20 protein-coding genes are annotated in these 23,064 nt (G+C 38.0%); 9 read left to right on the forward strand and 11 right to left on the reverse strand.

What is annotated here, in order from left to right:
- Positions 1-192 precede the first annotated feature (192 nt).
- Entirely contained in the window at positions 193-3,834 is a 3,642-nt protein-coding gene (locus C7H19_RS08125) for a HEAT repeat domain-containing protein (protein ID WP_106456373.1), read from the reverse strand.
- A gap of 198 nt (positions 3,835-4,032) precedes the next feature.
- On the opposite strand from C7H19_RS08125, the gene C7H19_RS08130 reads away from it, so the two are divergent.
- Positions 4,033-4,233: a hypothetical protein gene (locus tag C7H19_RS08130; RefSeq protein ID WP_106456443.1), complete on the forward strand. Its 201-nt coding sequence runs from the start codon at positions 4,033-4,035 to the stop codon at positions 4,231-4,233.
- Here the strand turns inward: C7H19_RS08130 and C7H19_RS08135 are convergent.
- The 9 genes from C7H19_RS08135 to C7H19_RS08170 form a co-directional block, all read right to left on the reverse strand.
- Positions 4,230-5,111: an alpha/beta hydrolase gene (locus C7H19_RS08135; RefSeq protein WP_106456374.1), complete on the reverse strand. Its 882-nt coding sequence runs from the start codon at positions 5,109-5,111 to the stop codon at positions 4,230-4,232. The genes C7H19_RS08130 and C7H19_RS08135 overlap by 4 nt on opposite strands.
- A gap of 41 nt (positions 5,112-5,152) precedes the next feature.
- Positions 5,153-6,595: an Asp-tRNA(Asn)/Glu-tRNA(Gln) amidotransferase subunit GatA gene (gene gatA, locus C7H19_RS08140; protein WP_425428881.1), complete on the reverse strand. Its 1,443-nt coding sequence runs from the start codon at positions 6,593-6,595 to the stop codon at positions 5,153-5,155.
- A 212-nt stretch (positions 6,596-6,807) separates the two neighbouring features.
- Positions 6,808-7,038, reverse strand: a complete 231-nt coding sequence (locus tag C7H19_RS08145; protein WP_106456376.1) for a DUF433 domain-containing protein — start codon at positions 7,036-7,038, stop codon at positions 6,808-6,810.
- An 85-nt stretch (positions 7,039-7,123) separates the two neighbouring features.
- On the reverse strand, positions 7,124-7,333 hold the full coding sequence (locus C7H19_RS27085; RefSeq protein ID WP_342752269.1) for a hypothetical protein: 210 nt from the start codon (positions 7,331-7,333) through the stop codon (positions 7,124-7,126).
- 42 nt (positions 7,334-7,375) lie between these two features.
- A complete protein-coding gene (locus C7H19_RS08150) occupies positions 7,376-7,861 on the reverse strand; it encodes an alpha/beta fold hydrolase (protein WP_342752270.1) in 486 nt (161 codons plus the stop codon).
- Entirely contained in the window at positions 7,858-8,178 is a 321-nt protein-coding gene (locus C7H19_RS08155; RefSeq protein WP_106456377.1) for a hypothetical protein, read from the reverse strand. Before C7H19_RS08155 ends, C7H19_RS08150 begins: the two co-directional genes overlap by 4 nt.
- Before the next feature lie 186 nt (positions 8,179-8,364).
- Positions 8,365-8,877 (reverse strand): flavodoxin FldA, encoded by a 513-nt coding sequence (fldA, locus tag C7H19_RS08160; protein WP_106456378.1) that lies wholly within the window; start codon positions 8,875-8,877, stop codon positions 8,365-8,367.
- 451 nt (positions 8,878-9,328) lie between these two features.
- The gene (locus tag C7H19_RS08165; RefSeq protein ID WP_106456379.1) at positions 9,329-10,840 is read right to left on the reverse strand and encodes a chlorophyll a/b binding light-harvesting protein; all 1,512 of its coding nucleotides are present in this window, start codon (positions 10,838-10,840) and stop codon (positions 9,329-9,331) included.
- 99 nt (positions 10,841-10,939) lie between these two features.
- A complete protein-coding gene (locus C7H19_RS08170; protein WP_106456380.1) occupies positions 10,940-11,998 on the reverse strand; it encodes a chlorophyll a/b binding light-harvesting protein in 1,059 nt (352 codons plus the stop codon).
- Positions 11,999-12,330: 332 nt separating this feature from the next.
- Here C7H19_RS08170 and C7H19_RS08175 point away from each other — a divergent pair, with 332 nt between their 5' ends.
- From C7H19_RS08175 to btpA, 4 genes are all read left to right on the forward strand, one after another.
- Positions 12,331-13,416: a chlorophyll a/b binding light-harvesting protein gene (locus C7H19_RS08175; RefSeq protein WP_106456381.1), complete on the forward strand. Its 1,086-nt coding sequence runs from the start codon at positions 12,331-12,333 to the stop codon at positions 13,414-13,416.
- 117 nt (positions 13,417-13,533) lie between these two features.
- Positions 13,534-14,586 (forward strand): chlorophyll a/b binding light-harvesting protein, encoded by a 1,053-nt coding sequence (locus tag C7H19_RS08180; RefSeq protein ID WP_106456382.1) that lies wholly within the window; start codon positions 13,534-13,536, stop codon positions 14,584-14,586.
- Positions 14,587-14,676: 90 nt separating this feature from the next.
- Positions 14,677-15,618: a glycosyltransferase family 2 protein gene (locus tag C7H19_RS08185; RefSeq protein ID WP_106456383.1), complete on the forward strand. Its 942-nt coding sequence runs from the start codon at positions 14,677-14,679 to the stop codon at positions 15,616-15,618.
- A gap of 92 nt (positions 15,619-15,710) precedes the next feature.
- Positions 15,711-16,556 carry a photosystem I biogenesis protein BtpA gene (gene btpA, locus C7H19_RS08190; RefSeq protein ID WP_106456444.1) on the forward strand — a complete coding sequence of 282 codons (846 nt, stop codon included), beginning with the start codon at positions 15,711-15,713 and terminating at the stop codon, positions 16,554-16,556.
- A 4-nt stretch (positions 16,557-16,560) separates the two neighbouring features.
- Here the strand turns inward: btpA and C7H19_RS08195 are convergent, their stop codons facing one another.
- Positions 16,561-18,327: a response regulator transcription factor gene (locus tag C7H19_RS08195; RefSeq protein ID WP_106456384.1), complete on the reverse strand. Its 1,767-nt coding sequence runs from the start codon at positions 18,325-18,327 to the stop codon at positions 16,561-16,563.
- 494 nt (positions 18,328-18,821) lie between these two features.
- Between C7H19_RS08195 and C7H19_RS08200 the strand changes: the two genes are divergently transcribed.
- From C7H19_RS08200 to C7H19_RS08215, 4 genes are read left to right on the forward strand one after another with little or no spacing between them, the layout of a single operon-like run.
- The gene (locus C7H19_RS08200) at positions 18,822-20,066 is read left to right on the forward strand and encodes a response regulator (protein WP_106456385.1); all 1,245 of its coding nucleotides are present in this window, start codon (positions 18,822-18,824) and stop codon (positions 20,064-20,066) included.
- A gap of 36 nt (positions 20,067-20,102) precedes the next feature.
- Positions 20,103-20,474, forward strand: a complete 372-nt coding sequence (locus C7H19_RS08205) for a response regulator (RefSeq protein WP_106456386.1) — start codon at positions 20,103-20,105, stop codon at positions 20,472-20,474.
- Positions 20,467-20,949 (forward strand): chemotaxis protein CheW, encoded by a 483-nt coding sequence (locus C7H19_RS08210; protein WP_106456387.1) that lies wholly within the window; start codon positions 20,467-20,469, stop codon positions 20,947-20,949. Before C7H19_RS08205 ends, C7H19_RS08210 begins: the two co-directional genes overlap by 8 nt.
- Positions 20,950-20,966: 17 nt before the next feature.
- Positions 20,967-23,060: a methyl-accepting chemotaxis protein gene (locus C7H19_RS08215; RefSeq protein ID WP_106456388.1), complete on the forward strand. Its 2,094-nt coding sequence runs from the start codon at positions 20,967-20,969 to the stop codon at positions 23,058-23,060.
- Positions 23,061-23,064: the final 4 nt, after the last annotated feature.

Raw genomic sequence — 23,064 nt, forward strand, 5'->3', positions numbered from 1 at the left:
ATTTAGAGATAAGATGATGTTTGACGGTGCCGAAGAAATATTCCGATGATTTACAGTATTTACTCCCTGAAATTAGCCATAATTGCTAAAGATTGAGCTAGGGATTTCGTTTTCAAATTTTGCCAATCGTTACCATTATAACATAGAGGTGTAATCAAATACATCTCTATTTTCTTATTAATTTTCGTGAATTTAGGTTTCTAATAAAGAATGTTCTAACCATTGTATAATTTTTAGACAAACTTCGGGATCTGTGGGGGAAAACTGCTGTATCTTTGCTAAAGGATATTCTGTAACGCCACAAATTAATCCTTTAAATTTATTTAAGCTTTGCCATAGGTTTTCGGTGAATCCGTCAGTCTCAGAATCATAAAAAACCCAAACATAATAATAGTCTTTTTGACTTCGGCACAGCATATTCCAATACAATCTTAATTTAGCCATTGTTTCTGGTATCCCGTGTTCAAATGGCGGACATTTTTGCTGTAACATTTGATCGTAAATATCGACTAAAGGATGTTTGGCATCAATTAATTCATTACTATCAATACAAATCAGACGAATTTTATCACTGAGAAAAGGATGTTCTTGAATTAAATGATTAAGTTGTTGTGAAAAGCTTTTTGGCAAAGCAGGAGGAGTAATAACAATATCTAAAGGAATTTTAGAAGCAATAGATACATTTGTCTGATGCCAAGCTTCGTAAAAGTCGGGATAAGTTATATGTTTGACGCAATGCCAGATTAATTTCTGAGTTGCCACATCCATATAATATTTAGGATCATACAAAAGAGGTTGTAAATGAGGAATTACATCAGTGAGTTGAGAGTTAAATAAAATATTAATTAAGCTTTCAGATGCTTGAAGTCGAGTTGAAGCATCCTCACTAAATTGTAAAACTTTTATTAAAGCTGCGATCGCTTCTTTATTTCCCTGTGCTATTTTTCCTAAACTAGAGGCGGCTTTTTTTAGCGTATTTGGATCTTGTTGCGGTTTAATGAGACGAATTAAAGTAGCGATGGCTGCGGAGTTTGATTGTCCGATTTCGCCGAGGCTTTCTGCTGCTAAACTTCTAATATCTTTATCTTGCGTAGATTGCGCTTGTTGTACTAATAAACATAAAGCTTCTAAATTTCCTGAATCAATTTTACTTAAACTGACTGCCGCTTGTCGTTTTGTAAATTCGTCTTCACTGCTATGAAGAATTTGCACTAAAGTTTTGATCGCTTCCGGGTTTCCTGGATCAATTCTGCCTAAACTTTCTGCTACTTCTCGACGGGTGGCTTCTTCTTCACTTTTTTCCATTAATTCTACTAAAGTACTAATAGCAACTGGATGATGAGGGGCAATTTTACTAAGACTTTCGATCGCATCTTTTCTGAGGAGTAAATGAGTGCTAGATTGAACTAATCTAACAAGGGTATTAATTACGGCTTGAGATCCCACACCAATTTTACCTAAGCTACTCACTGCTAACCATTGTGTTAACATGGTTTGATTACTCGATAGCAGATGTATTAAAGCTTCGATGGCTTGCCGATTACCTGAACTAATTTCGCCTAAACTATATACCGCTTGTTGACGAATTTCTTCGGTAAAATGATCTTGTAAGAGTTGAATTAATACAGCTAATGCCGTTGGATTTCCTGGATCAATTTTTTCTAAACTTTCTGCGGCTTGTCGGCGGATACTTAAATTTTTAGTCGTGCGAATTAATTGGACTAAAGAAGCGATCGCTGTTGCATTTCCTTGACCAATTTTTTCTAAACATTCAAAGGCGCGACGTTGCGTTACTGGGGATTCTGACGATTGAATTTGTCGAATGACTGTTGTAATAATTTTAGCATTTCCTTGACCAATTTTTTCTAAACTATTAAATGCTGATTGGCGTAATTCTTCGTGTGGACTAATTTCTATTAAGCGAGTTAAAATATCAATAGCTTTTAGATTGCCTGGATCAATTTTTCCTAATGTTTCTGCGCCTTGCCATTGTAAATAAGTTGAAGGCATTTCAATCAGTTGATTTAAAGCGGTAATTGCACTGGGTTGTCCTTTCCCTAATTTTTCTAAACATTGAAATATTTCTTCGGAAATTTCGGGATTATTTGTACAAGTTAAAAGCTCAACTAAAATAGCGATCGCTTTAGGATGACGCGACAAAATTAAAGCTTTTCTAGCTTCTTGCATCACGGGTTGAGGATAATTATAAGAATCAAATGCCCATTGAATCAAACGGCCAAGAATTTTCTCACTTTGCTCGCTCATGGTAAATTCAGCTAATCCTGTTGCGGCAAGGAAATAAGCTCGTTTTCCATAATAATTTTCTGAACTACATTTATCTTGAAAATTAATTAATTCTTTTAAAAATGCTTCTTTGTCTTCTTTGGAAATGTCTTCTCTCCCTAACCAAAAAAGGATTGTATTTTTCCAATTTTTATTAAATATTGGATATTCGGAACTAGGTTTATTTGCTTTTAAGTCATCACCAAAGAAAAAAGCCCAATCTTGAATTACTAAAGCTGCAAAATAATCTTGAAAACTGGTATCTAAAAAACCATATATTTTTTGATTTGATTGACCAGAAAATATACCAGAAAGTTTTAACCAACCGAGTTTAATGGCTAACTGAAATAGAGGATGAGCTTGTTCTGATTCTTCAATAATTAAATGATCTTTTAAACTAGAAGAATCTGGCTCTTTTTGCCTAACTTTTAAAGCCAATTTTCCTAAAAACTGATTGAGTTGTGATTGAACTTCAATCGTTGTTGTCACTTTTTCCGCTTGCCATTGATAAAATTCTGTTACTAATTCTTGATAAAGGTTTGATTTTGTTTGGGGAAAATTTGGATTTTTTTGATGCCAAAGACGACATAATAAAGCAATTCTTAGAGGAGTATTCATTAAATCACTAATTCTTTCTTGCCCAAATTGTTCTAAAGCTTGGCACAACTGATTCGGTAAATTTTGTCGTTTTTGTTCTTCGATTAAGTTTTTGTCTTGCCAACTAAAAATTTTATTACTTAAATAAAGATGAGTAAAACATTTTTTGACAAATTGTTTAATTTCATCAATAGATGAAAGACTTAAAGGATGATAAATATCAAAATTAGACAGTAAATTTGGGTCAGTTTCCCAACTATAGTTACGACTATTTAAAATAACTTTTGTTTTGTCTGCCCAGCCTTGTAGTTGTTGAGTAATAATCGAAAGAGGACTTAAAATAGTAGAGGTTTCATAAAATAAATGTTGTTGCAGAACTTGTTCAATCGCCATCTCATCAACGCCATCTAATAATAACCAAACTCGATGACTATTGAGTAATTCATTAAAGCGATCGTTCCAGTCAAATAATATATGTGGTTGCGTTTTCATGGCACGAGGCAACCATTTTTCTTGTAAATATTCTCTCAAAGTAAGTTGACTAACATCTGATAAAGAAATCCAAATGGGGATATCTTCGGTATTTTTTAAAATCCAAGATGCAATATGATGTAGTAGAATCGTTTTTCCCGTTCCAGATAAACCAATAATTGCTAAACGTCGGCCTTTACTTTTGCTTTTCTGTTGTTGCAGAACTTGTTTAAAAAATTCTTCTTGGGTATAACGCTGTATAATGTCGAGTTTTTGTTTTTGAGACTGTGATTCTTTTTTGTTGCGATCGACTAATCCTAGTGTAAGATTTAAGTCTTCCCACTCGGTTTCGGCTTCTTCGGGTAAGGTGGTAAAAGGATTGATCGGTAAAGACTGCTTTAGCATAAGTTGTCCTACTTTGCGCCAGTCAATCTCTAATTTTTTAAAAGATGCCTTCGGTTGCACATAGGATTCTGACATCATTTACGTTTTCTCACTACTCTACTCATCCTAGTTTTCCCAATATTTGCCAAATTGTAATGATTCGTCGGAAATTTTTTGCAACGCGTCTAGAATGAGTGAAACGACTCATCTTGCTATTCTAAAAGAAACTCTGCTCTTGATCAGGATCTATGTTACTTTTTATAGTACATTTAAACTTAAGTAATGGCGGAAAATCCTATGAGTATGACAGTTGATTGTAAAAAAGATTGTGTAGATGGTTGTGTATTGGGGGATGAATGCCCGAATAGAGATCACCAAGCATCTGCTTCTAAGTTTATTGGTGAAACTTCTTTAGATCAAATGCTAGAAATGGCGGAGGCAGCCCGTTTAAAAAAAATGACCGAACCGCCTAAATGGATTATTCCAGATGATTTTTAGCTTATTTTGGGTAAACGCGGCTTTTTACGGGCTATAATCTGAAACTCTCGTACAACACGATTAAATTCTTCCCCCGCAACGGCTAATAAATTATTATGCCCTGCGTAGGGAACTAATAGTAATTTTTTGGGTACGGTGGCTGACTCGTACAAAACCTGACTCATGCTTGGTGGAACGAGACGATCTTCTGTACCATGTAATAAGAGTAAGGGAACTCGCAGCAATTTTAGTTTACTGAGATTATCAAAGCGTTGATTTAAAATTAGATCGGCTGGAAAGAAGCGATAAACAGGCTGATACATCGCCATATCTCGCATCGAGGTAAAGGTATTATCGACGATGACTCCTGCACAAAAGGGTTGACGAATGGCTAAATCAATTGCGATCGCCCCACCTAATGAGTGACCATATAAATAAATCTGTTGTGCTGCGATTCCTCGTTCTAGTGTTAAATAATTCCATGCAGCTTGGGCATCCCGATATACTTCTGCTTCAGTGGGGAATTTTCCCTCACTCTTACCATAGCCTCGATAATCAATCATTAGGACGGAAAATCCTAACTGATGAAGTTGATAAGCGTTGCCCAGATTATAGCTGATGTTACCTCCATTACCGTGAAAATAGAGCAGAACATCCTCACTTGAACCGGGTATCCACCAGCCGTGAAGACGTTCGATTTTTCCGTTCCAGTTACGGACACCGATCCAAACATCCTCATAAGATAATTCTAGATCTTTGGGGGTTGTTTCGAGTTTAAGACTGGGTACAAAAATTAAGCGGTTTTGAATCAGATAAATGAGGATACACAGTAGTAAATAGGCTGCAAAACCAACACTAACACCAGTCAGCAAGAATTTTAACAGAATATGCGTGGTCATGGGGGGTAGATCGTCCTCAATATAGCCCGATAATTTAATGACTACTTTAGCTGAGGTTTGTATTTATGCCAATCGGTAGATTGTTCATAAGCATAACCAACATGAAATAAAATGTCTTCTCTTAGCACATTACTAATCATTTGTAAACCGATGGGTAAACCTTGTTGATCAAATCCACAGGGTATACTCATTCCGGGTAAACCAGCTAGATTGACAGGGATCGTCATTAAGTCGGATAAATACATACTAAGGGGATCTTCGGTTTTTTCGCCTGCTTTAAAGGCTGTGGTGGGTACAGTCGGAGAAACTAAAACATCGACAAGATCAAAAGCGGCTTCAAAATCTTGTTTAATTAGTGTGCGTACTTTTTGTGCTTTTAGATAATACGCATCATAGTACCCCGCCGACAGAGTATAAGTTCCTAACATGATACGGCGTTTGACTTCATTCCCAAAACCTTTGGCGCGAGTTTTGGTATACATGGAAAGCAAAGTATCTGCTTTTTCTCGGATACCATATTTAACCGCATCGTAGCGGGCGAGGTTGGCTGATGCTTCGCTGGGTGCGATGATGTAGTATGCAGGTAAACCGTAGCGAAAACGAGGGCAAGAGATTTCTTGAACGGTTGCGCCTAATGATTTAAGTTGTTCAATAGCTTGATGTACGGTTTGGGCAACGACGGGATCTAATCCTTCCCCAAAGGTTTCTGTAATGACACCGACTCTAACACCTTTTAGATCGCTTTTGAGAAATTGGCTATAGTCGGGAATGGGAACGTTTAGAGAAGTGGAATCTTTGGGATCATATCCAGCGATCGCATTCAACAGGATAGCCGAATCTTCTACAGTATGGGAAAATGGCCCAACTTGATCCAATGACGACGCATAGGCGACTAAACCAAATCTTGACACGAGTCCATAGGTGGGTTTAATGCCCACTACACCGCAGAAAGACGCTGGTTGACGAATCGAACCCCCAGTATCTGTTCCAAGGGATACAACGCATTCTGATGCCGCTACAGCAGATGCCGAGCCACCCGATGAACCCCCCGGAACTCTCGATAAATCCCAAGGGTTCGCGGTGACTTGATAGGCTGAATTTTCGGTGGAACTTCCCATCGCAAATTCATCGAGGTTGGTTTTGCCGAGCATGACTGCCCCAATATCTTTGAGTTTTTGGGTTACAGTAGACTCATAGGGTGGGATAAAGTTTTCGAGAATTTTCGATCCGCAAGTAGTGGGGATACCTGTAGTACAGAGTACGTCTTTGATGGCGATGGGAATACCTTCTAAGAGTCCGATGCTTTCATTATTTGCGATTTTATCATCTACTTTTTTGGCTTGTTGAATGGCTTGTTCTGAGGTGACACACAAATAGCTATGAACTTTGGGTTCTAGTTTTTCAATGCGTTCTAAGAATTCTGTTGTGATTTCTACTGCCGTACGTTCTTTATTGGTAAGTTGTTGATGAACTTCACGAATCATCGATGACATCGGAATAACGCCTATTGCATGAATACTTCTATCGCTTCATGCTACCTTATCACAGGGGGCTTTTGATGAGAAGATCGGCAATCAATAGAATTTGTCCCACCTATTGAACAAGTTTATAACTATTCTTAAATGAACGGCATCATAACCCAAGCTACGAAGATATGATACAACCGTTTGAGATACCCCCATATCGGCTAAGAACTTCATGAAGCATTGACGGTTAAAGGGCGAATTTCTTCATTAGTTAAGAATGCTGCATATTGTAGAGATTGACTGATATCTTCAGCTTCTAAATCAGGATATTCACTGATAATTTCTTTTGGACTCATCCCCGACGCAACTAAATTAACAACAAGAGAAACAGGAATCCGCATTCCTCGCACTACCGCCCGTCCTCCCATAATCTTAGGATCGAAAGTAATCCGTTCAAACATCTGTTTAATCTCCTTAATTGTGTTATAACATCTCATAAGAGCAAGATTAGAGGTCGTTAATCCATCCTAAATCAATTTCCTTTACCTAGTCATGAAATTTATTAACGGCTAAAGCACCTTCTGAGACGGTATTCCAAAATTTAAAGACTTGTTGACTCACGAATTGTGGATGGAAATAGTGGAAAAAGTGATACCCTTGAGGACATTCCCAAATACGATCGCCATTTTTTAACCAACTTGCCCAACGATACAAGCTATTTCGATCTACAATAAAATCGTCTTTACTTCCACACACCAGTAAAGGAACATCGACACTTTGTGGGGTAATGTTTACTTCCTAACACAAAGAATTGGGTGATGGTGATGTAATTAAATCTTTTTCTAGTATTTTAATTAGTGATTTTGTTTGCGAGATTTCTTGATAGCCAAATAGATTATGTACCATTTTTGCTAAGACGCGTTCTCGACTACAAGGAAGTAGACGCAGCATGGCATAATAGTGTACTTGCCAATCAATCGCAGGATTTGCACCTACTCCTAACAAGGTTAAGGTTTTCACTCTTTCTGGATAACGACGAGCATATAATAATCCTACCAAACCTCCTGTACCATGTCCTAGTAAATGAAGGGGAAAAGGTTGAGATTTAAAATAATCATGGAGTAGGGTTAAAGCAATGTCGAGGGAACTGGGTTCATCGGGTTCTTGTATATATTCCCATATTGCGATCGCTTTTTGTGCCGATAAATGATTAATGAGATGATTTTCAAAAACTCGAAAACTTGGATTAGCATTGATCCATATTGCATCAGGATGTTGTCTCATTTTTTTTTCCTTTTACTAGATGTGTCATGATTCGTTATAGAACAATTACATTGAATAGAGACTAAATTAGGGATTTTCTCACTATAAGCGATTGATTCAAAGTCTCGGCAGTTAATTGCTTCTTCCGATAAAGCCATATAAGGATTTACTGTACATTTTAGACGATAATCCCCAGTAAAATAAATACATTTATCGCATGGAACTTGATGCAATTTTTTGACATAAGTTAGTCCGCTTACACTTATTTCTCTAATTTTCCAGAGACTAACCCCAATTAATAGCCATGCTAAGAAACTACAGATAATTTGGAGAAACATATTTTTTTGTCTAAATTTAGCAAGAATAATAAAAAAGAGATAGGAAGAACCAAAGAACCCGAAGCAATCAAAGATTATTTAAGGGATCTAATCTTGTTACTTTTGTATCTTCCTATCCTTTAACGAGCCTCAAATAGAAAGATTGATGTCAACAGCTTAAACTCTAAACCCAAGTTGATTTTAGGATTAAATACCAAACTCGGTTTTTAATTGTGCCACCCATGATTTAATCCGTTTATCGGTCAATTCTGATTGATTATCTTCATCTAAAGCGAGTCCAACAAATTTACCATTTTTGACGGCTTTAGATTCTTCAAATTCATAACCATCTGTTGACCAATGTCCAACTGTTTTACCGCCTAATTCTGTGATTTTTTCTTCCAAAATTCCCATTGCATCTTGGAAGTTTTCTGAGTAACCGACTTGATCCCCTGTGCCAAAATAGGCGACTTTTTTACCACTAAAATTAATGTTATCGAGTTCGTCGTAATAACCACTCCAGTCGGCTTGTAATTCGCCAATATCCCAAGTTGGACAAGCAATAATGATGTTACTATACTGCTCAAAATCACTATCTTCAACTTCAGCAATATCATACATTGTTACGACATCATCACCGCCTAATTCTTTTTGTATTGTTTCGGCGACGTCTTGTGTTTTGCCTGTTGTGCTTCCGTAAAAAAGTCCAATTTTAGCCATATCAATCTCTAGGATGGTTTGTGTGTAATGAATAAATAAGATTCACTGAAAATCAGTAAAAGTTTTCTTGAGATAGGAGGAAGGATATCAGAAATGTCTCAAATAGAAGAGGGATTATTTAGAAATTTAATTTTGATGCTTTCGCCCTCTTTTCATTAATTTTTAATTTTTTCTGATTGATAAAATCAAGTTAGGTTGTTGGCTTTTGACTCGATTTTAGATAACGAAAAAACTTAATTACTGATTCTAGTGAATCTCTATTTTCAGAATAAGATAAATGAGAAACTATGTCAATAAATTTTTTCAAAATATTTTTAATCTTTTAAGGAGCAAAATAAATAATAGGGGTTCAGTTTCCCAACCCTCATCAATTGAATTTTTACAAGAATAATTAGAAGATAATAGATTGCTTAAAAGGGCTTGGCCGCCAAACCCCTACAACAATAAAAAATTAAATTTGTCCTGCACTAATCGATTGTAATAAATCCAAATTAGTTAACAGCATATAAGCAAAAATTGCGCCCCCTATTCCACCGACCAAGAAAGCAGCAGCGAACTGGCTCCAACCATCAACAGTTTTCAGAGAATCGGGTATATTTGGATTAGCTGTAGCGTAGCTTAATCGTCCTTGTTGGAATTCTTTTTTAAAGGAAACTGTTCCATAAATCGATAGACAAATCGTCATAATTACAATCAAGCTACAGGCTGATAATAAACCGACTAGGTTTCCTTGTTCAGTATTTCGTAAAGGCGATAATTTAATAAAGGGACCGAGGATAAAATATCCGTGAGCCATTCCTATTTCTAGACCTCTGGCTAAAGGCGATAAACCTTGTCGATAAATCGGTAAATTTTTCAGTAAAAACCGAGTAAAGTCAGAGGAATTAATCGGTGTTAATAAATTTCCGTTATAAGGATTTCCCGCATATTTTACTACTGTATCACCGCGTTTGAAATCAAATCCAGCCGCTTCACCTCTTGCGCGAATAGCGTGCCAAATATGACCGAATAAAAAGATTACAGCAAAGACAAAATGAAATGTTGCTAACCAACCTCTGGCAGAAACAACACCCGTTTCTGTTTCAATGAGTCCAACAGGACCATAAAAAACATCAGGATAAACCGTATTATTGACGGTGACGAAATAGGCCGCCAAAAATCCCATGTATGCGATCGCACCTAAGCTGTATGATAGATATGCTTCCCCAGAATATATCAAAACTCGACGCGCCCAAGGAAGGGGTTTAGTCGCCATGTGCCATAAACCACCGAGAATACATAGTGTACCGACCCAAAAATGACCGCCAACGACATCTTCTAGGTTATCGACGGCTGCCATTCCCTGAGAACCCGATGCACCGACTAAATAGCCGAAGATAGTAGCAGGGTTAAGGGTTGGGTTTGTAACGACGCGTACCATACCACCATTACTAGCCCAAGGGTCAAAAATTCCACCCCAAAACATGGCTTTAAAAACCAGTAAAAACGCACCTAATCCTAAAAGAACAAGGCGAATACCGAGAATAGTCGTCATTTTGCTGCTATCTTTCCAGTCATAGCCGAAAAACCCTGCAAAAGTCCGATTTTCTTCGAGAACTTCTGGCCCTAATAACGCATGGTACAAACCGCCTGCACCTAAAACCGCCGAAGAAATCAGATGAACTACACCAATGACAAAATAGGGATAGGTATCAATAACTTGGCCTCCTTCTCCCACACCTAAACCCAGTGTAGCTAGATGGGGCAGCAGAATTAGACCCTGTTCGTACATCGGTTGTGCAGGGTTATAGCGGGACAATTCAAATAAAGTCATTGCACCCGCCCACAGTACAATTAAACCAGCATGGGCAACGTGTGCGCCGAGTAATTTACCCGAAAGGTTGATAAAACGAGCATTACCCGCCCACCAACCAACGCTAGGTATTTTGGAACGATAGGGACTTTCATCAATAACGGCAGTCATATTTATGCCTCACCAAAAAAATGTAAAATAAAGAGGAAAGTTGAGATTTAGATTAGGTTTGGGAATGGACACAACTAAATCTCAACGGAAGTCAGGTAGTTAAATCGGTTGAGTCGGAACTAATGCAGGGTTAACCCGACCTTTGCGAAAATCAAAGCCAGCAGAACGTAAAGCGTGCCAAATATGCCCTTGGAGGAAGAAGAAAGCTAACCAAAAGTGAGTATTAGCTAACCAAACTCTTGAGCTTAATACAGTTGGGTCTTCTGCTGTAAAATAAGGAAAAAGACCTAATTTAATCGAAAGTGGCGAACCGTAAAAGACTTCTGGGTAAACGGTGGTATTGATGGCACAAAAATAAGCCGCAATAAAGCCCATTAATGCCAATGCACCTAAACTATAAGATAGATAAGCTTCTCCAGACCAAACAAATAAACGATGTGTCCATGCAAAGGGTTTTGTTAAAATGTGCCAAATACCGCCCGCAATGAGCATCGCACCGACCCAAATATGACCCCCAACGACATCTTCTAGGTTATTAACCCCTGCAATCCAATTTTTTCCGACAGCACCGAAGAAATAACCATAGATGATACCTGGGTTAAGGGTTGGTTGTTCAATGACTCTGACATTTTCCACCGCAGGGTCATACAACCCACCGAAATACATTGCTTTAGCCACTAAGAGGAATGCACCCAACCCTAATAGTACGAGATGAAAACCAAGAATATTGGTCATTTTGTTGGTGTCTTTCCAGTCGTAACCGAAAAAATCATACTTGGTTTCTAAATATTCAGTCCCCAGTACCGTGTGAAAAATTCCGCCAAATCCGATAAAAGTAGACGAAATAAGGTGTAATACGCCAATAACGAAGTAGGGGTAAGTATTAATAACTGCACCGCCCGCACCCACCCCAAAACCAAGCGCGGCGAGATGGGGTAATAAGATTAATCCTTGTTCGCTCATGGGTGCAGTAACATCGAAGCGAGACAGTTCAAACAGAGTCATCGCCCCAGCCCAAAAAACAATCAAGCCAGCATGAGCAACATGAGCGCCTAATAATCGACCAGAAATATCAACTAGACGAGCATTACCCGCCCACCAAGGAATCTCTTGAAAGTCTTTATTTTCTATAGAGGAAGCCTCTGTAATTGTTGTCATTTTGACAGACCTCTTTGACTACCTAGTTGAGAATTAAATTCAATAAGCTTAAAATCAGCTTACAGGATCTTGACAAATTATTGAGAATATTTCTCGTTAGATGAGTAATTTTAATCACGTTAAGTAAATGTTACAAGTAAACCTAATAGTATTTATTCTTAATTAAAAAATATGCTAAAAGCTGTAACGCTTATATATAAACGTTTTTAATCCTTATCTCTCTCCTTAGACTGATAAATTTATTAAGAAATATTATCAATAATTGTGCAAAGACAGAGAGATAAGGCACAATCAAGCCAAACAGAGTTAACACAACTTAATAGGAGATACAAGTGCAATCATACGGAAAACCCAAGGTAAAGTATGACTGGTGGGCGGGTAATGCTCGTTTTGCCAATCTTTCGGGCTTATTCATTTCGGCTCACGTTGCCCAAGCTGCGTTAATGGTTTTTTGGGCTGGCGCGTTTACCTTATTTGAAATTTCTCGCTATAATCCAACTTTACCGATGGGCGAACAGGGTTTAATCTTATTGCCCCATCTTGCCACTCTAGGTTTAGGCGTAGGTAATGGCGGTGAAGTCGTTAGTACCTATCCCTTCTTTGTAGTTGGTGCAGTCCATCTCATCTCTTCCGCCGTACTCGGTGCAGGCGCACTCTTTCACACCTTTAAAGCAGAAAGTGACCTAAAAGAAGCGAATGGACAAGCAAGAAAATTCCATTTTGAATGGAACGACCCCGCACAACTGGGTATGATTTTAGGACATCACCTTTTATTCTTAGGTGCAGGTGCCTTGTTACTCGTGGCTAAAGCGATGTTTTTCGGTGGACTGTATGATGCTGCATCCCAAACCGTTCGCGTCGTTACTAACCCAACTTTAGACCCTTTAACCATCTACGGCTATCAAACCCATTTTGCCTCAGTTGATAATCTCGAAGATTTAGTCGGTGGACATATTTATGTCGCTATTTTGCTCATTGCTGGCGGAATTTGGCACATTATCACCCCTCCTTTACCTTGGGCGAAAAAAGTTCTAATTTTCTCTGGTGAAGCGATTTTATCTTATTCTCTTGGTGGCATTGCTTTAGCTGGTTTTGTTGCGGCCTATTTCTGTGCAGTCAATACTCTAGCTTATCCTGTCGAATTCTATGGAGAACCTTTAAAGATTGAATTAGGTATTGTTCCCTATTTCTCCGATACTGCTGTATTACCTGTGGGCGTTCATACGGCGCGTGCTTGGTTAGCTAATGCTCATTTCTTCCTTGCCTTCTTCTTCCTACAAGGGCATCTTTGGCACGCTCTACGGGCGATGGGCTTTGATTTTCGACGCATTACTACCGCGTTAGACAATGCAGCTATTCCCAAAGAGGGTCAACCCATTGTTTCTAAAGCTAAACCGGCAACTGCTGAAGCGGAATAAAAGTAAAGGGGATTAAAAAAATCCCCCCATATTTACACACAATACTTTCATTCTAAATGATTCTGTAGAGGGCGGAAAATGCCCTCTGATTCCTTGCATTCAAAACCTAGAAGATTTATGACTACTGCAAATATTCGCACCTCCCAACAATATGATTGGAGTTGGTTGTCTGGAAATGCTCGTCTCATTAATTTATCGGGACAACTATTAGGCGCACATATCGCCCATGCGGGTTTAATCATGTTTTGGGCAGGTTCGATAACCCTTGTCGAACTAACCAAACTAAACCCCGAACTACCCTTATCTGAACAAGGATTATTATTAATTCCCAATTTAGCCCGTTTAGGCTGGGGTATTAGCGCAAATGGGACGATTATCGACACTTATCCTTATTTTGTCGTCGGAATACTTCATTTAGCGGCTTCGGCTGTTTTAGGTGCAGGAGGCTTATTTCATGTTTTCCGAGGCCCCGTAATACTAAAAGATGCCACTGGACAAGCGAAAAAATTTCACTATGAATGGAATGATGCTAAACAGTTAGGTTTAATTTTAGGTCATCATCTCCTCTTTCTCGGTGTAGCCGCTTTATTATTTGTCGCCAAAGCAATGAACTGGGGTGGTATTTATGACCCCGCTATTAACAATGTTCGTGTAATTACTAATCCCACTTTAGATCCGTTTACCATTTTTGGTTATCTATTTGGTTTTGTTGATGGACATTGGAACCCATTAGGTATGGCGGCGGTGAATAACTTAGAAGATGTCATCGGCGGCCATATTTGGGTAGGGGTGATGTGTATTGCGGGTGGTATCTGGCATATTATCACCGAACCCTTTAGCTGGGCCAAAAAAAGATTGATTTTTAACGGTCATGGAATTTTGTCTTACAGTCTCGCCGGTGTCGCACTAATGGCGTTTACATCCTGTTATTTTGTGGCGTTCAACGATACTGTTTATCCTACTGTATTATATGGTAGCGATCGCACTCAATTTGCCGCCGTTCAATTTGCACTGTGTGTTACTTTCTTAGGCGGTCATGTTTGGCACGCTTTTAAAGCTCGTAACCAAGGAAAAGCCCTCAGTAAACAAGAACAGTTTAACGGATTTCTTGCCGGTTTTGTCGGTTTAAGTATTCTGGTTATCGGGTTAGTCCTGTTGACTTGGCGTTAAAATTGTCGGGGCTTGGTCTTCAAGTCCCTACACCAGAATCGCGCTTGAATGTTAACCTAGAACTGTTCAATCTCTACTCAAGCGAAAACCGTGTTTTTTAGCGTTGTCATTCCGACTTATAACCGTAAACCGATTTTAGAAAAATGTCTCAAAGCCTTAGAAAATCAACAACTCAGCGATAATAAAGTACAAGGTTATGAAGTCGTCGTCGTGGATGACGGTTCAACAGATGATACCCTTAATTGGTTAGCCAACTCGCAAAAAGAATATCCCCACGTTAAAGTATTTGAACAAAATCATCAAGGGCCAGCCGCCGCCCGTAATTTAGGGGTAGAAAAAGCAACTGGTGATACGATTATATTTATAGATAGTGATCTTGTCGTCACAGAAAAATTCCTCCAGTCTCACGCTGATGCTCTCATTCAAGGGGAACAAGAACAAGGAAACGATTGCATTTTTACCTATGGTTGGGTGATTAATACCTGTAATTTTGATGATCCTAGCTCAGAACCTTATAAAATTACCGATTATTCAAGGGCTTATTTTGCCACAGGAAATGTCGCTATTGCTCGAAAATGGCTCGAAAAAGCGGGAAACTTCGATACACGCTTTCAATTGTATGGTTGGGAAGATTTAGAATTGGGCGTAAGATTAAAAAAACTGGGACTTCAATTAATTAAATGTCCCGAAGCAGTTGGCTATCACTGGCATCCTCCCTTTAAATTAGATCAAATTCCTAATTTAATCGATAAAGAAATCCAACGGGGACGAATGGGAGTTCTCTTTTATGAAAAACACCCGACTTGGGATGTTCGTTTAATGATACAAATGACTTGGATACATCGTATTTTATGGGGTGTACTCTCAGTTGGTGGAAGATTAAACGAAAAAACGATGGCACCTTTTTTACAATGGCTCATCGATATCGGTAAACCCCAACTTGCACTAGAAGTAGCGCGAGTATTTTTGAACTGGTACAACGTACAGGGAGTTTACGAAGCTTACCACGAATTACAACAGCGTACATCGTGATGTAAAAAATCATTTTCGATCATGGTTTTTTTCAGTGTATAATGATCATTTGGCTTTCCATAACAGATGCGAAAAAGGTAAACATAGATCCAGTGGACTTGATCAAAATCTTCAATACAGCCCATCCCATTATCGGAGTCGTTCATCTGTGGCCTTTACCAACGTCGGCTCGTTGGGGAGGCAGTCTCAAAGCAGTCATAGAACGCGCAGAACAAGAAGCGACGGCTTTAGCAGCAGGCGGTGTCGATGGTATTATTATAGAAAACTTTTTTGATGCCCCTTTTACTAAATCTCAGGTTGATCCCGCCGTCGTTAGTGCGATGACCTTAATTGTAGATCGAGTCAAAAATTTAATTGTCTTACCGATTGGTATAAATGTACTGCGGAATGATGCTAAAAGCGGAATGGCGATCGCTTCTTGTGTGAATGCCCAATTTATTCGAGTTAATGTCCTAACGGGAGTAATGGCGACGGATCAGGGTATTATTGAAGGCCAAGCTTATGAATTATTACGATATCGTCGAGAATTAGGCTCTGATGTAGGAATACTCGCCGATGTTTTAGTCAAACACGCTCGACCTTTAGGAACGCCGAATTTAACCACTGCCGTACAAGATACCATTGAAAGAGGGCTCGCAGACGGTGTAATATTATCAGGATGGGCGACCGGGAGTCCACCGAGTTTAGAAGATTTAGAATTAGCAACGGCGGCGGCAAAAGGCACACCTGTTTTTATCGGAAGTGGAGCCAGTTGGGAGAATATTAGTCATCTGATGCAAGCGGCGGATGGTGCAATTGTAGCTAGTTCCCTGAAACGTCAAGGAAAAATTACAGAACCCGTTGATCCGATACGAGTCGCTCAATTTGTTGAAGCAGCAAGACAAGTTAGTCAAGCCAAAGAACAAGCAAAATCTTTACAGTCAGTCAAAGCAAAATAATTAATTAGTGCGTATTTTTCAAGACTCTATTTCTCTTGAGTCGATTAAAAATTCGAGTGATTAATTCAGATTCACAAAAAGGCTTGTTAACATAATCATCAGCACCCGCACTAAACAAACTATGAATGACATCTTTCTCGTGGCGCGAGGTCAAAAATAAAATCGGTAAATTGTCCCACTGATTATCATTGCGGACTACTTGACATAATTCTATTCCTGTGATATGGGGCATATCTACATTTAAAAGCAAAATATCTGGAACAGTATAAATTAAAGTTTCCCAAAATTGACGGGGATCATTAAGAGTTGTTAATTCTATTCCCCAAGATGGGAGTAATTGTTGCAAAGCTTCGAGCAATAAAGGATCATCATCAACCGCCAAAACCTTAATATTATCTAGGGAAATAGACGATAAAGTTTTTTGTATTAAAGCCAAAAGTTGTTGACTGGGGAGATATTTTGAGATTAAACGTTTGCCACCACGTCGCGCAATTTCTAAACGAGTTAATAATTCTTCATCAACAGTAAAAACCAAAATCGGTAAATGAGGATATCGTGTTGTTAGTTCTTCTAGAAAAATCAGTCCATCAGTTACTTGAGCAACAGAAGAAAGATCAAGAAGAATCAAATGAGGCGCACCGCTTTGCGGATCTCTTCGAGATCGCTGCTTAATTTGCTCTTGAACTTCTTTGAGAGTAAAAACCGTATTAATCTGAATCTTAGCTTTTTTAGAAAGTGTTTGCAACGACTCAGCAAAAATATAATCTTGACTAATTAACAATAATTGATGAGAAAAAGAACAATTAGAAGAATTATGAGCCTTAAAGCGCAAAGATGGTTTAAATAAAGAACATTCAGTCCATGTGTGGAAGATTTCCCGATCGCGTTGATGTAAACTATTTGTACCAAATAAACTCGGAAATTCTGCTAACGGATGAAATGCTTCTTGGGCTTGTTCTTGAGCGACTTCTACAGTAGATTGTAACAGCAAATTTGAAGTAAACATCACCCGTTCTAAAAGAGGAGTATTCTGACGTTCCCACTCTTGAGTTACTGTAAAAGAAATTGGCTCGGCATCTAAAGAAAAATTAGTTTTAGTTTCTGGTACTTTCAAACGATAGCCTATTCCATAAACCGTTTCAATATAATTTTGCGCTCCTACATCTTTAAGCTTTTTTCGTAAACGTTTAATATGGGCGCGTACTGTATCCTTATTTGGAACATTATCAAACGACCATAAATGATCTAAAATCACATTACTACTAAAAATGCGACGGGGATGACGCATAAACAGTTCAATAAGACTATATTCCTTAGCAGAAAGGGAAATATACTGATCTTTGAATGATAATTGACAGGTACTTGGATCTAAACATAAATCCCCCCAAGATAGAACAGAAGTATTATATATATCTCGACGGCGTAATAAAGCGCGAATTTGGGCGAAAAGTTCATCAGGGTGATAGGGTGTAAGAATATAATCATCGGCACCCGCATCCAACCCATGCACCTTAGTACCGTTGTTTTGATGAGCAGTTAATAGTAAAATTGGCCCGTGATAGTTTTTAGCCCGTAGTTGGCGACACAGCGTAATTCCGTCTCGTTTCGGCAGACTCACTTCTAAAAGAATGAGATCATATGTCACCGACTGAGCATAATTCCAGCCCATTTCCCCATCACTAGCAACATCGACAACATAATGCTGACGAATTAAGTCTGTTACTAGCTTTTGAGCGAGAAGCTGATCATCTTCCACTAATAGAAGTCTCATACCAACCCTAATTGAGATGCTTTACTCTAAATATTCCCAAAAATTTAGGCAAATCATCATAATTGTCACAAGTTTTTCATATTTATGATTTATTTTTATAAATAGCTTGATGACACATAATACCAATTCACTTTTCCAATGCTACAGGTTTTGAGCCCCCCGCCTGCGGTTGGGGGGATCGCTCATCAGGATCTGTAGTCAAATTTTTTAGAATTGGTATAAGTTTACCCATTGGCAAAATCTAGCATTTCTCTCATCCTTTAAGTCTTCTAACAAAACTTATACGGTTTGAGCCAGAAAAAAGAGAGTGAAAGCTTAATTTTTGTGGAGACGAATCATGTTAATAATGTTTTGGATTATAAAAAACTTGATGACTCAATCTATAAGGGAAACGCTTAATGATAAACTCTTGTTAATGCTTCTATAATTTTCAAACCCTAAATTTCCTAATTAGGTCAGATATAATGCTGTTTTAAGCAACCGAAGAGAACTCAATGAATATGTGGAATGATTCGGCTAATTCAACTTATGATCTTTTGCTTCAACTTGCACAAAATGAATTTAGCGGCTGTTTAGAAATTTCACATCAATCTGTGTATTGGTGGATCTATTTTGAGCTTGGTAAATTGTTTTATGCAACTAACTCACTTGAGCCATTTGAACGATTAGAACGATATTTAAAACGATTAAGCCATAGTAATACACAAATCAACGGTTTTACCTGTAGTCAAGTTCGGGTCAAATTTGAGTCTAATCATCAAACTAATAATTCTTTAACTTCTAGTGACTATGAAGCAATTAAATGGTTATTACAACAAGAATATATTAAACAAGAAGAAGCGGTATTTTTAATAAATAAGGTTATGGAAGAAGTTTTAGAAGCTTGTCTTTTATTACCTAATTTTAATCTAAATATTTTACCTAATAATATTTGGCATGAAGTAACTTTTATTGTTCAAAATGAAGTCTATTCTTTTTTAAAAAAAATCTTACAAAATTTAGCAGAATGGCAAACATTAGCACCCCAAATTTTCTCTTCTTATCAAAGACCTTATTTTTTTAGTCAATACAATTCCCAAAATAATCAACTTTCTAGCGAAAAACAACAGCAACTAAGCCGTTTTTTAAAAGGATTTAGTTTTCGACAATTAGCCGCTATCCTCGATCAAGATGTTCTTAGAATTGCTCAAGGTTTACATCCTTTGATTACAAATGGTGTCGTTATTTTGCGGGAACCACGCCCACCTTTTTCGGATTTACCATCTCTTGCAACATCTCAAACACAACTTAATAATTCATCAATTGTTAAAAGAGAAACAATTCAGCAAAATAATAATATTTTCTTAGATAATAAACCGCTTAAAATCGTTCAAAATAGCGGAACAATTATTTGTATTGATGATAGTCCAATTATGCTTAAACAACTCAATCATTTTTTAGCTGATCATAATTTTTCAGTACATACCGTCAATGATCCACTCAAAGCATTGATGGAAGTCATACGAATTAAACCTAACTTAATATTAATGGATGTTTCTATGCCTAATTTAGATGGTTATCAACTGTGTCGGCTCTTACGAAATCATTCTTTATTTAAAACCACACCAATTATTATGGTAACGGGAAATAAAGGATTGATTGATCGAGCAAAAGCTAAAATTGCTGGTGCAACTGATTATCTAACTAAACCCTTTAATCAAACGGAATTATTAAAAATAATTTTTCGATATTTGACTTAAAGAAAGGCTAAACATTTTATTGAATTAGGAGTGAAAATGAAAACAGTTTTGATTGTTGAAGATACATTATCTGAACAAGCATTAATCGGAAATTACCTGAGAGAAGCTGGTTATTTAGTTTGGACAGCCAATGAAGTTAAAGAAGCTTTAAATAGGTTAGCGGTTCAATTACCAGATGTGATTATTACTGATTTAGTAATGCCTGGTATTAGTGGTTTAGAGTTTTGTCGAATGCTGAGGAAAAAGCCTGAAACACAAAAATTACCAATTATTGCTTGTACCTCAAAAAATCAAGATATTGATCGTTTGTGGGGATTAAAACAAGGAATTAATGTATATGTCACTAAACCTTTTACCAGTAAACAACTGATTCAAGCTGTACAATCTGTTACGGAAAATCATGAATGATTTAATTATTCAAACGCCTAATATTCAATTAGACTCTTATCTAAAAGTACAACTAAATAGCTCCACGATCGCAGCTATTGCAACATCACAAATTCAGGAAGCCATTATCAGTACAAAAGAAAAAATTACCCCCATTCCTAATATGCCAAATTGTGTATTAGGATTAGTCAATCAACGCAATAGAATTTATTGGGTAGTTGATTTAGCCCAATTGTTGCAAATCACCACAATAAAATCAGAAACAAGAGAATATAATCTCATTTTTGTTAGAGATTCAGATGTAATTTTAGGATTGGCTGTAACAGCTATTCAAGAAGTTACTAAATTTGCCATAGAGCAAATACAATCACCATTAAATATAGTGAGTTCGGGGATCGTTCCTTATCTAAAAGGGATTATCACCGAGGAGCAAAATAATCTCTTAGTTTTAGACGTATCTGCGATTATTAACTCACCTCAATTACACGAAACTTAAATAGAGGATTATTCAAAATGAATGCAAATAGAAAAAACAATCAAACTTTACTCGTCGAAAATCAAAAAATAGAGTTTGTACCCCGTGACAAAACTCAAAGCACTACTCCAATAGTAAATCAAACTGAATCAGTAAACTCGCTTCCTTGGTGGTCAAAATTAAGTATAAGAACAAAAGCAATATTATTAGCGATCGCAATAGGAACCCTTCCCGTTTTAACCATTGGCGGATTAAGCTATAACTTGTCATCAAACGCAATGGATGAAATCATTACCTCGGCGAAACCCAAGCAAGTTGAACCTTTACAAAATCGGGCTAATATTCTTAAAAACCAACTTCTTTGGCTCTTCTTACTCGGTACAGGTGTATCATCTGGACTGCTCATTGCGATCGCACTTTATCTCGCCAAGCGTTTAACTAACCCCCTACAGCAAGCCTCAGAAACCTGTCAACAACTGAGTGATGGCAATTTAGAAGCCCGTTTAAATCTCATGGGAGAAGATGAACTAGCCATTTTAGGATCTAACATCAACCAAATGGCAGAACGCATACAAAAATTAGTACAAGACCAAAAAGGGGAAATTCACCTAAATCAAACCTTTGGAAAATTTGCTCGCATTAAAACCATCGACGAACAAACAAAACTCCTAACCAGTCTTTTAGCCGAGATTCGAGAAGCACTTAATGTAGATCGAGTAGTAGTGTATCGCTTTAACCCTGACTGGAGTGGCTATGTAGCCGCCGAAGCATTGCGATCGCCCTGGCAGTCAGCCTTATCCGAACGAATTGGCGATGCTTGCATACCATCGGATTTAATTACAGCATACCGAAGAGGACGAGTTAAAGCCACCAATAACGTCTATCAATCGGGTTTTCATCCAGAACATATCGAATTGATGAAACGTCTTGACATACAAGCCAATTTAGTCACTCCCATCATCCAAAGTGGTAATCTTTTCGGAATTCTCGTCGCCCATCACTGCGCCAATGTGCATGAATGGCAATCCCACGAAATCGATTTTCTCACAAACCAAGCCAATCAACTCGGAATCGCTATGACGGGTAGTTTACTCGAACAAGTGCAAATCAGTGCCGAAAATGATCGCCAAGAAAATGAAAATCGACAAAAAGAACTTTTAGCCCTCCTGTCGAATATTGAAGGTGCAGCACAAGGGGATCTCACCGTAAGAGCAGATATCACAGCAGGAGAAATTGGTATTGTCGCCGACTTTTTTAACGCTATTGTCGAAAATTTGCGAGAAATCGTCCAACAGGTTAAATCATCCGCCGAAAAAGTCAATTATTCAATTGGTGAAAAACAACAAGCCATCGGTGAATTAGCCTCTGAAGCATCAAAACAAGCCGAAGTAATTCAGCAAAGCGTCTTATTTGGGGAACAGATGACGATTTCTAGCCGGAAAATCGCCAACAAAGCCCGGAAAGCCTCACAAGTAGCCAAAATAGCCTCAGATACGGCGCAAAAAAGTGGCACGATGATCGAAAAAACCGTCGCCAATAATCAACAGTTACGCTCTACCGTTGCTGAAACCGCCAAGAAAATGAAGCGTTTAGGGGAATCATCGCAACAAATCTCTAAAGTTGTCTCTTTAATTAATCAAATCGCCCTCAAAACTAACCTCTTAGCCGTTAATGCAAGTATTGAAGCCGCACGAGCCGGAGAAGAGGGAAGAGGTTTCGCCATTGTAGCAGAAGAAGTTGGACAATTAGCCGCACAATCAACCTCAGCTACTAAAGAAGTTGAACAAATTGTCGATGCAATTTTGTTAGAAACCAATGAAGTTATTAAAGCGATGGAAGTCGGTACAACTCAAGTCGTTGAGGAAAGTCGTTTAGTCGAAGAAACCAAGCAAAGTTTAGAGAAAATTCTCGGCATTGCTCAACAGATTGACGTTCTTTTTTATGCGATTTCTCAAGAAACGGAATCCCAAAACGAAACAGCACAAAAAATTACGCAATTAATGCACGATATCGCTCAGATTTCCCAAGAAACCGCGACATCTTCTCAAGAAATGTCAAACTCTTTAGAGGCAACTGTGGCGATCGCTCAAGATTTACAAGCATCTGTTAGTCAGTTTAAAGTTAGCGGGTAAAACG

Origin of the sequence: Aphanothece hegewaldii CCALA 016 (genome assembly GCF_003007785.1) — a bacterium.
GTDB classification, from domain to species: domain Bacteria; phylum Cyanobacteriota; class Cyanobacteriia; order Cyanobacteriales; family Microcystaceae; genus Chroococcus; species Chroococcus hegewaldii.

Bases quoted from the DNA above. Each gene is read 5' to 3' on its own strand.
- C7H19_RS08125 (WP_106456373.1), bottom strand. From the start codon at position 3,834: ATGATGTCAGAATCCTATGTGCAACCGAAGGCATCTTTTAAAAAATTA.
- C7H19_RS08130 (WP_106456443.1), top strand. From the start codon at position 4,033: ATGAGTATGACAGTTGATTGTAAAAAAGATTGTGTAGATGGTTGTGTA.
- C7H19_RS08135 (WP_106456374.1), bottom strand. From the start codon at position 5,111: ATGACCACGCATATTCTGTTAAAATTCTTGCTGACTGGTGTTAGTGTT.
- gatA (WP_425428881.1), bottom strand. From the start codon at position 6,595: ATGATTCGTGAAGTTCATCAACAACTTACCAATAAAGAACGTACGGCA.
- C7H19_RS08145 (WP_106456376.1), bottom strand. From the start codon at position 7,038: ATGTTTGAACGGATTACTTTCGATCCTAAGATTATGGGAGGACGGGCG.
- C7H19_RS08150 (WP_342752270.1), bottom strand. From the start codon at position 7,861: ATGAGACAACATCCTGATGCAATATGGATCAATGCTAATCCAAGTTTT.
- C7H19_RS08155 (WP_106456377.1), bottom strand. From the start codon at position 8,178: ATGTTTCTCCAAATTATCTGTAGTTTCTTAGCATGGCTATTAATTGGG.
- fldA (WP_106456378.1), bottom strand. From the start codon at position 8,877: ATGGCTAAAATTGGACTTTTTTACGGAAGCACAACAGGCAAAACACAA.
- C7H19_RS08165 (WP_106456379.1), bottom strand. From the start codon at position 10,840: ATGACTGCCGTTATTGATGAAAGTCCCTATCGTTCCAAAATACCTAGC.
- C7H19_RS08170 (WP_106456380.1), bottom strand. From the start codon at position 11,998: ATGACAACAATTACAGAGGCTTCCTCTATAGAAAATAAAGACTTTCAA.
- C7H19_RS08180 (WP_106456382.1), top strand. From the start codon at position 13,534: ATGACTACTGCAAATATTCGCACCTCCCAACAATATGATTGGAGTTGG.
- C7H19_RS08195 (WP_106456384.1), bottom strand. From the start codon at position 18,327: ATGAGACTTCTATTAGTGGAAGATGATCAGCTTCTCGCTCAAAAGCTA.
- C7H19_RS08200 (WP_106456385.1), top strand. From the start codon at position 18,822: ATGAATATGTGGAATGATTCGGCTAATTCAACTTATGATCTTTTGCTT.
- C7H19_RS08205 (WP_106456386.1), top strand. From the start codon at position 20,103: ATGAAAACAGTTTTGATTGTTGAAGATACATTATCTGAACAAGCATTA.
- C7H19_RS08210 (WP_106456387.1), top strand. From the start codon at position 20,467: ATGAATGATTTAATTATTCAAACGCCTAATATTCAATTAGACTCTTAT.
- C7H19_RS08215 (WP_106456388.1), top strand. From the start codon at position 20,967: ATGAATGCAAATAGAAAAAACAATCAAACTTTACTCGTCGAAAATCAA.